This is a genomic window from Burkholderia sp. Ac-20384 (assembly GCF_017104605.1).
GTDB lineage: Bacteria > Pseudomonadota > Gammaproteobacteria > Burkholderiales > Burkholderiaceae > Burkholderia > Burkholderia lata.
This window is the reverse complement of the sequence record NZ_JAAGPE010000676.1, coordinates 1-991: the sequence shown is the minus strand read 5'-3', so window position 1 is coordinate 991 and position 991 is coordinate 1. Positions and strand designations below refer to the sequence as shown.

At 69.3% G+C, this 991-nt stretch carries 1 protein-coding gene and 1 pseudogene; one reads left to right on the top strand and one right to left on the bottom strand.

The genetic code is table 11. The features are described 5' to 3' along the window. A pseudogene (locus G3O00_RS42785) lies at window positions 1–290 on the bottom strand (hypothetical protein); the annotation flags it as partial. A 319-nt stretch (window positions 291–609) separates the two neighbouring features. Here G3O00_RS42785 and G3O00_RS42780 point away from each other — a divergent pair. Continuing rightward, on the top strand, window positions 610–991 hold a 382-nt coding region (locus tag G3O00_RS42780; RefSeq protein WP_206146605.1), incomplete at its 3' end, for a universal stress protein.

Genomic DNA, 991 nt, shown 5'->3' with positions numbered 1-991 from the left:
TGCTCGGGCGTCATGCCCGGGACGAGGCTGTACGCACCGCGCGCGCCTTCGAGCACGGCCACGCCGGATTGCAGCTCGTGGCGGAGCATCGCGGTCACATGCGTCGTGCGGCGTTCGAAACGCGTATGGACGGCGCCTTGCCACTGCTCGCGCACGAGCAGCGCGACGCCAAGCGATAGCGCCGCGCCCGCGCACAGCGCAACGACGCCGGCCGCGAGCGGCTGGCGTAACATGATCTGGAGGCGCGTGGGCCCTCGGGCGTCACGCGTCGGGGTTCCACTTGCGGTCATTCGATAGCCATTCTGTTGTCGGGGCTGCCGTGGGCACTCGGCAGCGCAGCAAAACCGGACAAAACTCGCACCGGCTGCATGCAACGTCTATTTTCAAGATGAAATTGTGCGCGATTTACACGGTTTTTGTAATGGGGTCACTAGAAATTGCGGCAACCGGCGTGGAGCAGCGGGCGCGCCGGCCGCGCTTGACGCGCATCAACGGGCGCGTCGGCACGTGGGGCAGACTGTTCGGCAGGCCACCTGGCACCGGGCCGGGTGGCGATAACGGGCCGCCGTCGCGCAACGCGCGATGCGTGCCCGGTCGGAGGGACGGACCATGTACAAGCGGATTTTCGTCGGGCTCGATGGCAGCCCGAGTGCGCGTCTCGCGCTGAACGAGGCGATCCGGATCGCGGCGGCGTCCGGCGGCGAAGTCACCTGCGCATATGTCGTCGAGCACCGGCCGCAGCTCGTCGACGTCGATGCGGGTTTCGCGGCCGAGCGCGACGGCGATGCGGCCGCGACCGACGCCGCGACGCCGGTGCTCGACGATGCGAAAGCGGCGCTCGCGCAGGAGCGTGTGCCAGGCACCGTGCGCGCGCTCGACGCGTACGGCGAGGATGTCGCCACGGTGCTGATGCGCACGGCGGCCGAAGCCGATGCCGACCTGATCGTGATGGGCACGAGCGGGCGGCATGGCCTGCGCCGGCTGCTGCTCG